At 64.1% G+C, this 14,879-nt stretch carries 4 protein-coding genes; 1 reads left to right on the forward strand and 3 read right to left on the reverse strand.

Annotated features, from left to right (window positions below; translation table 11 throughout):
• Nucleotides 1-3: 3 nt before the first annotated feature.
• The 3 genes from CSQ93_RS11180 to CSQ93_RS11190 form a co-directional block, all read right to left on the reverse strand.
• A complete protein-coding gene (locus CSQ93_RS11180; protein ID WP_199534352.1) occupies nt 4-744 on the reverse strand; it encodes a tetratricopeptide repeat protein in 741 nt (246 codons plus the stop codon).
• A 170-nt stretch (nt 745-914) separates the two neighbouring features.
• A complete protein-coding gene (locus CSQ93_RS11185; RefSeq protein WP_158301196.1) occupies nt 915-5,363 on the reverse strand; it encodes an OmpA family protein in 4,449 nt (1,482 codons plus the stop codon).
• 14 nt (nt 5,364-5,377) lie between these two features.
• Nucleotides 5,378-14,017, reverse strand: coding sequence for an SdrD B-like domain-containing protein (locus CSQ93_RS11190; protein WP_158301197.1), 8,640 nt, complete (start codon nt 14,015-14,017; stop codon nt 5,378-5,380).
• 580 nt (nt 14,018-14,597) lie between these two features.
• Between CSQ93_RS11190 and CSQ93_RS11195 the strand changes: the two genes are divergently transcribed.
• Nucleotides 14,598-14,846: a hypothetical protein gene (locus tag CSQ93_RS11195; RefSeq protein WP_099378101.1), complete on the forward strand. Its 249-nt coding sequence runs from the start codon at nt 14,598-14,600 to the stop codon at nt 14,844-14,846.
• The last annotated feature ends 33 nt before the right edge of the window (nt 14,847-14,879 follow it).

Here is a 14,879-nt window from a genome sequence, read left to right on the forward strand (position 1 = left end):
AAATCAGCGGCGCGCCTTCTCCAGGCGCACCAGCAGCGGCGCATACATGGCACGCGTATGGCTGCTCCAGCGGTCCATGGCGCTGTCGATATCGAGCAGCAGGCGGTCCGACAATACCTTGTCACCCTGCTGCAGCGCCCAGATCGCACACTCGGCGCGGCATTCGAAGCTGTTGTAGCGCGTCAGCGCGTCGTCGAATTCCGCCTTCGCTTCCACCTGGCGCCCGCTTTGCGCCAGCGCACGCGCCGTCAGCAGGGACACCATCTCGGGACGGAATTGGATATCCGTGCGGCGAATGAACTTCAGGTGCGTCAGCGCTTCGGCACCCCGCTCGCACTCCAGGTAGGCGCGTGCCGCACCCAGGCGAATTTCCAGGTCCGAGGAAAACGCGCCCCGCAGGCAGGCTTCATACGTCGATGCCGCTTCCTGCGCATCGCCCGCTTCCAGCTGCGCGCTGGCCAGGCGCATCTGGTTTTGCGCCGTCGGCGTGTACTCGAAGGCGGCCTTCGCCTCGCGCAATTCGCGGTTCGGATCAAGCACCTGCACGGCCACCGAAGCGACCTTGCGCGCGCCTTGCGGCAGGCGCGAATTGGGCAAATAGATGGCGAAGAAATACACCACGCTGCCCAACAGCGGGAACATGAATAAAATGAGCAGCCAGTACAGCTGCTGCCCGTTGCGCACCACATGGATCGCAAAAAACAATGCGATCAGAATGTGGATGCCTATGCCAAAAATCGTCATGCTGCAACCTCGTTCGTTCGTGACGGGAGCCGCTGGCACCATGCCGCAGCTTTCCCTGGCTCAATATTACACCGGCCACCGCGGCAAGCTCGCCAGGGAGACACGCGAACGGCGAAAAAAAAGCAGGGCAGCCGCGAGACTGCCCTGCTTTCCTGGCGCGTCAATCGGCGTCAGAACGTGCTGATGGCGTTCAGGAACCAGCCCCGGCTGCGATACGACAAATCCGTCAAATCGTCCGAGAAGGTCGTGAAGTTGTAGCCGATGCCGATCTTGGCGTGTTTCGCCACATGCCGGTAGACGCCGATCAGGGCGCCGGCGCGTGCGTCTCCCGCCTCGCGCGCCTTCAGCCTGCGCCCCTCGATCAGGGCGTCCCACTCCTTGACGATATGAATGTCGGCGCGCAGCACCAGCAATTCCGCGCGGCTGGAGAACCAGTCGCCTTGCGTCTTCGACGCCCGCAACTGGCCCGTGCGCACACCGAATTTCCCGCCCACCGACAGCCATGGCCTGACGTCATACGTCGTATCGACATTCAGGATATGGCTTTTCTGCGTGTAATCGAGCACCCCGCCCGTGACGCCGTCAACCTGGCCTGGCGATGGCAGGTTGTAAAAGTACGTGTACTTGAACAGGGTATTCCAGCGGTCGTTGTCGACCGGGCGATAGGCCGCTCCCGTCACGACTTCCGTGTAATCGCCATCGTAGAAGGCCCCCCGCGTGGAGCTGCTGCGCGACAGGTTGAATTTCCCCAGCAGGCGCCAATCGCGGTCCAGCTGGTAGCTCAGCGCATTACGTGTCAGCCACACCTTGCGGTGTTCGCTGTTCGCGTCCGTGGCGCAGCCGCCGTCAGCCGGCACGGTGGCGCAACTGCCATCGACCGTACCCAGCGACTTCGTGCGGTCGGTGCGGAACTCCAGCGCGCTGGAAAACTTCAGCCGCTCGTAGGCATACGCCGCCGTCAGGCCGATGGCGTCGCGCTTCAAGTCGCCCGACAAGGGGTTCGACAGCGTACCCGTCTCGAACTTGATGCCCGTGGTCCAGCGCTCGGTGGGCGCCAGGTCCACGCCGAACGCGTGCGTCAGGCTTTGCGGTCCCGCGCCATTGCCCCAGCGGCTTTCCGCAAACAGGCCGGCTTTGTCGTTCAGGCGGTAGCGGCTGCCCGCCGTCAGCGTGGACTGGCGGCCGCTGTAGTTCACATCCGGCGTTTCCGTCTCCATGCGGTAGTTCAGGTAAACGCTGCTGCGCTCATCCATCTGCATGTTGCCGAACAACTGGCCGCCCACGCCGCCGCTGCCGCCCGACGCTTCGGCCCCGAGGCGCAGGCGTTCGCTCACCTGGTAGGTGCCACCGAGTCCCGCGCGGTCATTCAGGGCGCGATTGCCGCTGCGCGACAAGGTATGCTGCACGAAACCGTACATGTCCCACGGCGCATACAGCAATCCTGCCACGCGCGCCGAGGCCACGCCGGAAGCGAGCGTGGTGTCGGGGCCATACTGCGGACCGCCAGCCATGCCCGCCTCGCGGCCCTGCGTCACCAATTGGCCCGTGATGCCGCCTTCCAATCCCTGCTGCTGCGGTACGACGCTCGACGCCGGCGTCCTTTCCAGCACGCCATCACGGGCTTGCTGGCCTTCCTGCAATGGCCGATAGTCGACGCGCAGCACGGCGTCGCTACGCCCGCCATCCTGGCTCAGGATGGCGCTGGCATTGTCCCCGCCAATCGCATTGTCGCGGCGGTCGTGCCGCAGGCCTGCCGACACGCCCCACTCCGCATCGAGCTTGTGGCGCAGTGCCGCTTCCACCGCGCGCGCATCCTGGCTGGTGGCCGTGCGGTCATCTGCCTTCAGCGACATTTCCGTGCGCTCGCCCAGTGGCAAGGTCGCAGCCAGGCCCGTTTGCCGCACGGCTTCGCCGTTCAGGGTCTGCATGCCCGGTCCCGCGTAGCCCGCTTCGCGGTCCTGCCAGTAGGCGGCGATACGGCCACGCGCCGCGCCGCCCAGGTCAGCAAGGTCCAGCGCACCGTCGAAACGCTTCGCGTTGGCCGGGCGTCCACCCGCCGTCGTCTGGTTGAAATCAAAACCGCCGCTCGATGAACTGAGCACGCTGCTGGCGTCGCCACTGGAACGGGCTGCCTCGGCCTTGATCCAGGTGCCCGGCTTGTAGCGCAAGGTCAGGTCCAGCTCCTTGAGCGTCTGATCCGAACCCTGTTCGCCCTGGTGATAATTGCTGGCCCCGATGCGTACATGGTCGTTGAACCAGTGGCTGGCGCGCACCCCCACCGAGGTGCCGGAAATGGCGCTCAGGCCCGGCACGTATTCATATGTCGCCACCAGGTACACGGGATTGCCGCTCAGGCTTGCGCTTTGCACCAGCGCACCGCCATCGGCCACGGAGGACAGCGGCGAGCGCAAGGTCAGGCGTCCCTGCAGGTAGTTGATTTCATAATCCTGCGACGGCGTCAGCTGGATGCGTTCGATCACCAGGCCCGAATCCTTGTCGCGCACTTCCACCCACAGGCGTTCCGAACCCTGCGTCAGATCCAGGTGGCGCAGATAGTATTGCGAACCGCCCGTGCCGCGAAATTCCTCGCGCGACTGCAAGGTCCCCGGCGAAGCGGCAAAGGCGTTGACCGTGCTGGCCTTTTCGCCATGGCTGGTGCTGGCGGCGCCATTCCACAACAGGTTCGCGCCATACAGGCCACGGCTGTACTGTGCCAGTTCCGAGCCGCTCCAGGTGGTCTGGAAATTCCCCCACATGACGGAAGAATCGCCTTTTTCCAGGCGCACGTAAAAACGCCCCTGGGTTGGCGCATCGTCGACGGTGGTGCTGTCGTCGCCGTACACGGGATAGTATTTGTCCGGATCGATGCGGCGCAGCAGGTAGTTCGGATCCTTGCTCTGGAAGTTGTGGAACAGGTCGCGCAGCGGCTGCTCGCGCGTGTCGGCGCTGGCCGTCAGCAAATAGTCGCCCTTGATCTTGCCCTTCAAATAAAACGCGCCACGGCCATCGGCCCAGGTCTCGTTCTTATAGTGCTGCGTGTCGCCCGTGACCAGTTCCGCCGGCCCCTTGGTGCGGTCGCGGCCAATGGTCAGGTCGGCCAGCGCCACATAGAACCAGTCGCTGTCGGCGATGTTCAGGTTGCGGCGGAAGGTCATGCCGGCTCCGCTGCCATCCTTCACGGCCACCTCCACCGTATGCGGTCCAGGACGCATGATCTGGCGCATGGCGAACTTGCCGTTGGCGTCGACCGGCACGACCATGCCCAGCGCCGTCACCTGCTGGCCAGGCTTGATCTTCTCGCCGCTGATGGTGACGCTGCCGCCTGATGCATCGATATTGCGCAGGATCAGGCTCGATTCGCCCCAGCCGGCCAACGCTTCGCCACCGGCCTTCTTGCCCGGCGCTTCGGCCGGCACCGCATCGAGCAGGCGCAGTGGCTGCAGGCGCGTCTCGTCGAACTTGCCGCTGGCGTCGTATACGCGCAGCAGGTAGCCGATCTGCTCCGGCGCATCCGCCGGCGCCTGCCAGGCCGTGGCTTCGCCCATCGTCGCGGGCACGATGGCAAATGGCTGCTCCTGCGTGCTCTGTCCCTTGGCGAAAATGCGGATCTCGGCGCGCTGCTGGAAAAAAGCGTAGTTGGTGTAGGTGCCAAAACGCACAGGCGCCTGGCGCTGCGCATGAGGCGCCGCCAGCCAGACATTCAAGGCCGGCGCAACGTTCAGGGGATCGTACTTGACCTGGATGTCGGAACGTTCCAGCGCCACGTCGACGCAGCGCTGGCGGTCCGCCTCCTGCTGCCGCGTATCGGTTTCCTGCACCACGCCATCGATGCTGATGGAGAAGGCCGCATCGCGGTTGGCCACCTGGCTGGCGACGGCACAATCGTCGACCAGTACTTCCGTCTCGATGCGCTTCGGCGCTGCGGCGGCGACAGCCGGCAGTTCGACGGCTTCCTCGTACCAGGCACGGATTTCCGTGCGGCGGTTCTGCGCCATGCCTTGCGGCGTGGCGTTCGACGCGATTGCTTCGCTCTCGCCCTTGCCGCTGGCGGCAAAGGCCGCTGCCGGCAAGTCCAGTGCACGCATCAGATAGGCCGTGACGGCCAGCGCGCGCGCCTCCGACAGATGCTGGTTGGTCGGAAAAGTCGGCTTCAGCCAGGCAGCGATGCGCTGGTTGTCCGTATGCCCGATCACCTGCACGCGCACCTTCTGCTTGCCGCGCAAACGTGCGGCAAGCGCGTCAAGCCGGGCCATCGCGGCCGGCAGCAGCACATCGCGGCCGGACTCGAAGTTGGTGCCCGACAGCAGGTCGTCGAAGGTCACGCTCTGCTGCGCCGGCACGGCCGGCGGCACCGCTTCCAGGATCACGCGGCGCTCGGCGCGGCTCAGGCCGGACGGCGCCAGACCGCTGAAAGCCGACGACTCCTGCTCGCCGCTCGAGGGCTGCTGCGCCCCCATGCTGTGGCCCCGGTCCAGCATTTTTCCCCGCAGCGCGTGCTCATTTGCCTGTTGCGCGTGCGCGCCCAGACACACAAAGCCTATGCTGCCAAGCAAATACACGAGCCGCTTGGGGGCCGGGCTGGCCGCCGCTTTGAGGGTGCCTTGATTGCTAACGTTCATGGTCATTTTCGGTTTCATTGTGCGCCCTCGATCTCGATGACGAGGGGATATTCGTTTTGCAGTGCCTGCCAGCGCGCCTGCATCTCGCTTTCGATCGCCTTGCTGCGGCGCGCCGCAAGCGCGGCATCGCCGCCAGCGGCATACGCGATGCGCAGTACCGACGGCTTGGCGCGCAACTGGCTCACCAGTCCTTCGATGCGCCCGGCCCATTCCGCCTGCAAGGCCGTTTCGCCCGCAACGAATGCAGCGTCGCTCAACTCAAGACGTACTACCCGATGGATCGTGGCGCCGAAGTTCAGCTTGACCACCTTGCCTCGGGTCAGGCGCACATCGCGCGGATTTTCCGTGGTGACGCGGTAGCCGCTCGGCAGGGTGCGGTCGTCAAGCTTCATGACGAAGTTCGAGCCGCGGTCCGCATTCGGAATCGCCGGACAAGCCACGTGGAAACGTCCTTCCGCATCCGTCGTCACCAGCAAGCCGCGCGCCGTTGCCATGCGCACGCCGGCAATGCCCGCTTCGCCTTCATCCTGGTAGCCATTCGCGTTCTGGTCGTCGAACACCTTGCCGATGATGTCGGGACAATCGAAGGTGGCATCCGGCACCACGCGCACCGTGGCAGTAGCCAGGTTGGAAATACGCGTCTCGCCCGTCGCTGCCCAGGCCTGGTTGACGTATTCGCCATCGCCAACGCCGCTGCCCACCATCAGCATCAGCTTGTAGGTCTTCTTCTCCTTCGGTGCGAAACCGCTTTCTTTCCAGCGCAGGCTGCGGCCATCGACGACAGGTTCCGCCGGCACGCCATTGCGGGTAGCACTGCCGACGCGGTACTTGAAGCCGGCCGGTATCAAATCGCGCACCTCCATCGCCCCCAGCGTCGCCGCCTGGGGATTGCTGGCCGTGATCGTGTACGGCACCAGGTCGCCGCGCGTGACGTTCAGCATCGGTGTCGTCTTCGTCACCATGATGCTGTCGCTGCCCAGCGGATCGAGCGGAATATGGTTGTTCAGGATCGGTGCCGAACCGCCATTCGTGATGACAAAGCTCAGGTAATACTGCGTGGTCCTGGCGCCTCCGGCGATCAGTCCCGTGCAGTTATTCGGATCGAGTTCCATCTTCGTCGACAATGCCGGCGCCAGCTCGCTGGCCTGGATAAAGGCCGGATCGGGCACCAGGCCCACTGTCAATGGTCCCTTGCAGGCCGGCAGGCTGCCGGATGGCGCCAGCAGGTAGTTCGCCGGAGCTAACACGCTCAGCGTATACACGCCGCTGGGGAAGCCGTTCTGCAACAGGAACTGGTACATGCCGTCGCTGCCTACGGTTTGCGTCTGCTCGGCTACCCCACCGACCAGGTGCGCGGCGCTGTCGAAACCGGCAGGGCCGCTGATCGACACCACGGCGCCAGCCACCGGCTTGCGCGTCACGGAGTCGTACACCACGCCGGCAGGATCAAGCGGCAGATTCTGCTCGACGACACGGTCGCCGTCGCGCAAGGTCAGGTTGCTGATGCGGCTGCCACCTGGCACCACCTCGCCTTCGCCCCCCGTCGAAACGGGCACATTCGGCATGTTGTTGCCATCCTTGAGGAAGGTGATCGCATAGCCGGAACCCGTCGGCAAGCCACTTGCCTCGTAGCCGGGGCAATGCAGGTTGTCGAACTGGTAGAAGCCTTTCTCGTCCGTGATGGCGCGGCAGATCAATTTGCCTTCCTGGTGCAATTCGGCCGTCCAGCCAGCCACGCCAGCCTGGCTGCCGTCGAGCGGACGCACACGGCTGCCGTCGTGGTTCAGCCATACGTAGCCGTTGATGATGGGCGGCTTCAATTGCGGTATGCCCTTCTCGCCGAACAAATAGCCGCGCATGTCGTCGCCCGCCGCCAGCTTGATGCCGGTGATCGTATCCTTGTTGCCCACGCCGACAGGCTTGCTGGCGTTGGCCGTACCAACCGACCCTGGCAGCACTACCGTCTTGCCGTCCACATAGCCGGCCGGCTGCGTTTCCGTCAGGGTGTAGCCGGCGGCGTCGCTGACTGGCACCGTATCGAACAGATAGCTGCCGTCGGCACCGGTCACCACGCTCAGTTTGACCAGCTTGCCATCGACGGAAGTGCCGCTCAGGACCACCGTCACGCCGGCAATGCCTTGCTCGCCTTCGTTGCGAACGCCGTCGTTATTCAGGTCCGCATACACCACGCCACCGAGCTTGCCCAGCATATGGCGTTCGCCAAACAGATAGCCGCTCGCCTGCGTCGCCACTGGCAGCACGATGTCGCCGATCGTGTTGTATTCTGGCGCCGCGCCGAAGCTGGCGTTATTCACCTTGCCGCCGGCGCTACCGGCCGTTTCGCGGCCGTCGAGATACACGGCAGGCTGGCTTTCCAGCAGGCTGTAGGTACCGGCAGGCAGGCCGTCGAAGCGGTAGCTGCCATCGGTTCCCGTCACCACCGTACGGCTAAAACCATTCGCGCCGCGCAAGGTGATTTCAATCTCGGCGATGCCTGCTTCACCCGCGTCCATGGCGCCGTTGTCGTTCAGGTCGCGATACACGAAACCCCGCAACGACGACACCTGTTCGCGGAAATCATAGCCGCTGCCATTGCCCTGTGGCGGCAGGATGATGCCGCTGATGACATCGACCACGCCGGTGCCGACCGGCTTGCCGTTGACGCTGCCGACAGAAGTACCCGTCGCACCCGGATAATTCCCCAGGCCGGCCGGTTGCGTTTCAGTGACCGTGTAGCCGCCCGGACCCGATGGATACAGGCCAGGGAAAGTGTAACTGCCATCGGCGGCCGTGACGACGCTGACATTGACCGGCTTGCCGTGGCCGTCGATGCCGCTCAGCGTCAGGCTCACGCCCTGCAAGCCTTCGCCCTTCTCGTAGCTGCCGTTGTCGTTCGCATCGCCGTACACGCGGCCGGAAATACTCGCCGCCAGCAGTTCGCCGAAGTCAAAACGCGTATGGCTCTTCGCCGCATCGAATGGAATGCGCGCGATGGCGTTGGCCGTGCCGATGTCACAGGCAGGATTGGCGCAGGATGCGGCGCCGTCGATCAGGCCTTTGCGCTGGCGTCCGTCCAGATAGGCAGTAGGCTGCGTTTCCACCAGCGTATAGCCGGCCGCATTCGCGTTCGGCAGATCGCGGAAGCTGTAGCTGCCGTCGGCCGCCGTGATGGCCGTGCGCTTGACCGGCGTGACGCCATCGCGGGCGATGCCGGACAGGCTGATGGTAACGCCGGCGATGCCTGCGGTTTCACCCGCATCGCGTACGCCATTATCGTTGGCGTCGACGTAGACGGCGCCGCTGATGGCGCCTGTCTTCTCGCCGAAATCGTAGCCCGTCAACTGTGCGCCCGGTACGAGCGCGATGGCGCTGACCACGTTGGCCACGCTGGCATTGCCGCCGCCATTGCCGGCAGCCTGGCCCGCATCGGCGTAATTGACCGGCTGCGTTTGTGTCACGGTATAGCTGCCGGCAAGCAGGCCGTCGAACTGGTAGGCGCCGTTGGCATCGGTGAGCACCGTCACCGGACCGCCTGTACCGCCGGTCAGTGTCAGTGTCACGCCCGTCAATGGCGTGTCGCCGCTGCTGGCCGCGCCATTGCCATCCACATCGAGGTAGACCCTGCCGGCGATGCTGCCCGTCAGTTCGCCAAAATTGTAATCGCGCGCGCTGCCGCCGTTCGGCAGCACGACGCCGCTGAACTGGTCGAAGCGGGGTGCGCTGCCGCCGATGCGTCCTGTCGCGACACCATTCACAGTGCCCACGCTTTCCGCGCCATCGAGGTAGGCGGAAGGCTGGACTTCCACAACGGCATAGCCGTTGCTGTCGCTTTGCGGCAGGCCCGTGAAGCGGTAGCCGCCGTCGGCCGCCGTTTGCAGCGTGCACAAGGCAGGCACGATCACGCTGCAGACATCGAAGCCGTCAGCCGTGGTGCCCGACAACGTGACCGTCACGCCGGCGATGCCCGTTTCGCCCGAATCCTTGCGGCCATTGCGGTTCGCATCGATATACACGTAACCGGACAGCGACTGCGCCACGCCGCCCGCCGCGCCTGGCGCCTGGCCGAAATGGTAGCCCGTCGCCGTGGCACCGGGCAGCAGCACGATGGCGCCGGCAGTGCGGATCGCCGCACCCGGCACACCGGTACCAGGCACGCGCACGGCGCCGTCGATCAGGCCACCCAGGCTGCCAGCCTGCGCACCCGTGTGATACAGGCTGGCCGGCGGCGTGACCGTCACGGCATAGCCGGCGGCGTCGCTCGGCGCCAGGCCGGCAATCAGGTAACTGCCATCCGCGCCCGTCTGGAAGGTACAGCTCGGCACTGCACTGCCTGGACAGACTGGATGACCGAGATGGTCGTTGCCGCTCAAGGTCAGCGTGACGCCGGCCACGCCCGTGCTTTCGCCACCCTGGCGCACCGCATCGCGGTTGTTGTCCATGTAGACGCTGCCGGCAATCGACGCCAACGCCAGTTCGCCGAAATTGCGCTCGGTGTAGCTGAGGCCCGGTTCGATGCTGCCGACGACGATGCCTTCCGGCGCCGCGCGGCCCGCGCTGTTCGCCACGACATTGCCGGCACCGTTCTGCTCCTTGCCATCCGCATAGCCGGCAGGCTGGGACAGTTCGGTGACCGTGTAGGATTCTCCCAGCCGGCTTGGCGGGACATTGGTGAAACTGTATTTGCCATTGGCGTCGGTGGTGGCCGTGCAGGCACTGCCCATCGCGGCGCACACGTCGGCGCCCCAGAAGGTCAGGCCGGAGAGCTTCACCTGCACGCCGGCGATGCCATTTTCGCCCGCCTCGCGCACGCCGTTATTGTTCTTGTCGGCGTACACGTAGCCGCTGATGGCCGCATGCGCGTATTCCTGGAACAGGTAGCCGGTCGCCGCCGTATTCGGCGCCAGCACGATCTGGCCGATGGTGTTGTGCGCCGCGCTGGCGGAACAGTTGGCGCCGCCGTCGCAGCTGGCCGGTGGCGGCGTGCCACCGGCCGTGCCGGCGACTTCAAACAGGTCGGCGTAGCTGGCCGGCTGTGTCTCGACGAGGGTGTAGCCGCCGGCCGCGGAGCGCGGCAGGCGGTCAAACAGGAAGTCGCCGCTGCTGGTACCGAGGGTCAGCGGTGCGCCCGCCGTGCCGATATCGTTGCCCCAGAAATCCTGGCCGTACAGCGAGAACGTCACGCTGGTGGTGATTTTTTCACCGGCATCCATGCTGTTGCTGCGGTTTGCATCGTTATAGACGGAGCCGGCGATGCTCGACTTGACGATCTGCACATCGACGCTGGAACTGTTGTTGCCTGCATTCGGATCGCGCGAGGTGCCCGGCGTCGGCACGATGCTGGCCGTATTCGTGATATTGCTGGCGAACGGTCCCGCATAGGCCGGGTATGGCGCCTTCACGGGGATGGTGATGCTGACCAGATTGGCCGTGTCGGCTGCGCCCGATGCAATCGGCAGCACGCCCAGCGTGCAGGTCACGGTGACCGGCGAACCGCCGCTGACGCAATTGTTCAAGGTCAGCGGAGCGCCCGAGCCGAGGCGTGCCGTCGGCGCGCCCGTCAGCACGAAACCGGCCGGCAGCACGTCGGTGACGACCGTGCTGGCCGCGAGGGCGGGACCCAGATTCCCCACCACCAGGGTGTAGGTGAAGGGCTGGTTGATGCTGAACGGCGAGGCGGGCGAAACGGTTTTCGACACCAGCATCAGATCGGTCTTCGGCAGCACGGTGGTGGTTTCTTCCACCACGTTGTTCGTCGCCAGCTTGTCGCCGGCAAACGGCGCCGCCCCCGTTTCCAGGGATTCGACGCTGGCATTGATCTTGTAGGTGATCGATCCCAGCGGCGCATTGCTGACGGGACCCGTATCGAATTTCAGGCCGAACACGCGGCTGGCGCCACTGGCCAAGGTGCTGCCAGCGGATGAGCTAGCCAGGTAGCACACCAGGTTCGAGCCCGCGCCGCCTGGCTGGCTGCACGAGGCGCCGGCCGGCAAGGTGCTGCCGGCGGCATTCCACAGCATGGTATACGGCACGGCCGCGCCGTTTTGCGGCGGTGGCACGGGAGCCACGACCAGCTTCAGGCCGGTGGCCAGCGAAGGGCCATTGTTTTGCACGCTGACCTGGTACACCAGCGCATCGCCGAACGGGCTCTGTTCGTAGCCCGTATCGACGGCCGACACGCTCAGGTCCAGCTCCTTGCTGATCACGGTGACCGTGGTGCTGCTGCTGTCGTTGGCCGCATTGCTGTCGTCGGTCGTGGTGCTGATGGTGGCGCTGCTGACATAGGTCGCGTCGAGCGCATCGGGGTACGGGAACACGGGAATGGCCGAGAAAATCAGCTGGCGCGTCTCGCCATCGCCGAGCCCAAAGGTCCGGCATTCGATGCCGGACTGTCCCGCATAGGGCGCGCCGCTGAAGGCAGGCACCAGCGTGCATTGCGCAGCGCTGCCCGCGATGCTGGCCGAGCCGGCCACAAAGCTCATGCGCGCCGGATCGATGACCTGACGCAGTACCACATTGGCGGCGCTGCTGGGTCCATTGTTGCGGATCGAGGTGGTGTACACCAGCGGCACGCCGACGCGCACGGGGTTCGGCGCACCGGACATCGCCGTGACGCCGACATCGGCCCGCGGCACGACGGTGACGGTGGCGCCGGAGCTGTTATTGGCCGCATTGGTGTCGATGGCATCGGGACTCGATACCGTGGCGGTATTGAGCAAGGCACCGTCCTTCAATGGGCGGTTGAGCGTGATGGTGATGGTGCGCGATGCACCACTGCCCAGGTTCAGCAGCGTGCAAGTGACGGTTGAAGCAAAGCTGCAGCTTTCGCCCGCGCCGCTGCCGGCCAGCGCGACGCTGCCACCCGTGGTGCCGCTGCTGCCGTTGTACCAATGCGGCAAGGCGTCGACCACCTTGACGGTCGGAGCGCTGTCCGGGCCGGCATTGCTGACCACCAGGGTATAGCTGAAAGTACTCGACGCGGCCGGCAAGCTGGCCAGGGACGCCGTCTTGACGATGGCCAGGTCAACGTTCAGCGGCGTCGATGTGACGCTGGCGGTGGCGCAATTGCCCGTGCTCGCATTGTCCGGCGGCTGGTGCGCCGACCCGGCGACCATGCCGGTACAGGCAGTATTGCTCAAGGTGCCAGCAAAACCGGCTTGCGCGCGCGTGGTCAGAACCAGGGCAGGCAGTTTTGCGCCGCGCGCCAGGCTGCCGCTGATCGTGTAGTGACAGGTGACCAGCTGTCCGGCCACGCTGCAGGTCCAGCCGGTGCCGCTGGCACTGACATAGCTTTCTTGCGGCGACAAGGTATCGGTCACGGTCACGGTGCCGCTGGCGGCACTGGTGGAGGTGTTCGCATTGGTGACCGTGATGGTATTGGTGATCAGGCCATTGGCCGCGACCAGCCCCGGCGACTTGCTCTTGGTCAGGGTCAGGTGGGCGAATGGCGCGACGATGGTGTAGGTGGCCGAGGCGGGATTGTTCAAGCCATCGAGCGGGGCGCTGCGCGCCACGTCCACCACATTCGCGCCGCCCGTCGCACCTGCGGCGACGGTCAGCGGAATCAGGAACTTGGAGGAGGTGACGCCATGCGCCAGCGCGCCGATACTGCAGGTGATCGTCTGGCCCGCCTTGGCGCAGCCAGCCGGCAAGGTGCCGATGGTGAAATCGCTGGACACCGTCGTCTTCACGGTGACGCCGCTGGCATCCTGCGTGCCGCTATTGACAGCCCACAGGTTCAGGCTGACCGCCTCGCCCGCCGTCAACGAGCTCAGGCCGCTGGTGTTCGACACCAGGGTTTCCTTGGCATCGAGGTCGGTGCCCGGCTTGACCGTGACGATGACCTGGCTGGGTCCATTATTGCCGTCTTCCGGATCACCGGTCTGCAAGTCGCTGGAGGCCACCGACGCACCGTTGGTGATGGTGCCGGCGATGCTCTTCACGATGCGTCCGCCGATCGTGATTGGGGGAGCCTGCTGTCCGACGCCGATGGCCGCGCCGCTGTAAGTACAGGTCAGCACGGTGCCCGAACGGGCGCATGCCCAGCCGGTGCCTGATGCCGACGCGTAGGTAAAATCCGCGCTGGCCGGCAAGTTGTACGTGACCTTGAATTGCGATGCGCTATCCGGACCGGCATTCGCCACGTCCACTTGGTAGCCCACCGTTGCGCCAGCCGCTGCCGTACAGGCTGCGGGGCAGCCGCTCAAGCCGGTCGTGCCGCTGGCGGCCACGCTCAGGTCCGCGCCCTTGATGACGGTGACCGTTTTGATCGAATCGTTGTTGAAGCTGTTGCCGTCCGTGTCCACGTTGGCAAAAGACACGCTGGCCTTCGTGACCACGGCGGAAGCCGCCGAGCCGGTGCCGCTGAAGTTTACGGTCCAGTTCGCTGTTTTGCCCAGTCCGCTGCGCGTGCAATTGAGCAATTGCGGACTGCCCGCCAGATTGAAGGCGCAACCGGCCGGCGCCGTGCTCGATGCAAAACTCACATTGGCAGGCAGTTCCACCGCCAGGCGCACGGTGCCCGTCGCATCGACCAGGTCTTCATTGTTCGTCACGACCACCGAAAAGCTGGCCTTGCCGCCGCGCGGCACGGGATCCGGCGTTTGCAGATAGGCGGAAACGGATAAGTCGATGGTCGCCGCCGATGCCGTTCCCACCCCGCCAAGGGTACAGAAACAGACGATCAGCCATAGCAAGCGCTGCAGGAGAGCGCGCGGCCCTCCCCGCTTGCAAGAGATCAGACAGGAGAAGATAGTTCGCAAAAAGGAGGACATAGGCATGGCAGTCATCAGGGGGTTGTGCGGTGTACTGCAACGGCACTTCCGGCCCAGAAAAAATAGCGAACAGCCTGTTTTTTCACCCTGCTGGCATGGCAAGGCGGCACGAAAGTCAACAAGTATTCAATGTGTAATTTTTAGCAACATTGATGATTTGCGACATTCTGGTGCATTTTTTAATGCTTTACAATCAATAAAAATATTAAAAAGTTAATTAATTGAGATTGGACAAGGAAATCAAAAAATTCCTCAAAGGCACTTGTGCCCATGCTAACAAGTGTGTCTATTTTGTTATTTATTGAAATTGGTACTAAGACAGTTTTTTTGGCATCACGCCCTTGGAATGGCAGAAAATGACGGTAAAGATGCCAATTTCAGCCAATGTGTCACTATGTATCCTACCGTACATATCAAAATATAAAGTGTTTCCCATGTGATACTAAAAATAATTGAAATGACAATGTTTATTGGTATCACAGAAGATGCGCGGCGAAAATCGCAAAAGAATTCCCAGTGGAAATTCTTTGTGCAAAATACCGTGAAAATATCGTTGTTAAAATACAACAACAAAAATTGGCAGCGCGCCGTCGCGGACAGGGGAAAAGCAGGGATTTTTGGGAAAGGGCAGCAGGAGGACGCCGCCGTCAGCATCCAGGCAAACAGCCTGGATGTTGCAGCAAGAAAGACCAGCGCTTGTCCCGGCAGATGAATCCGTCGCCTGCCGGACAGACTGGAACAAGCT

This window comes from Janthinobacterium sp. BJB426 (assembly GCF_002735705.1).
GTDB lineage: Bacteria > Pseudomonadota > Gammaproteobacteria > Burkholderiales > Burkholderiaceae_D > Janthinobacterium.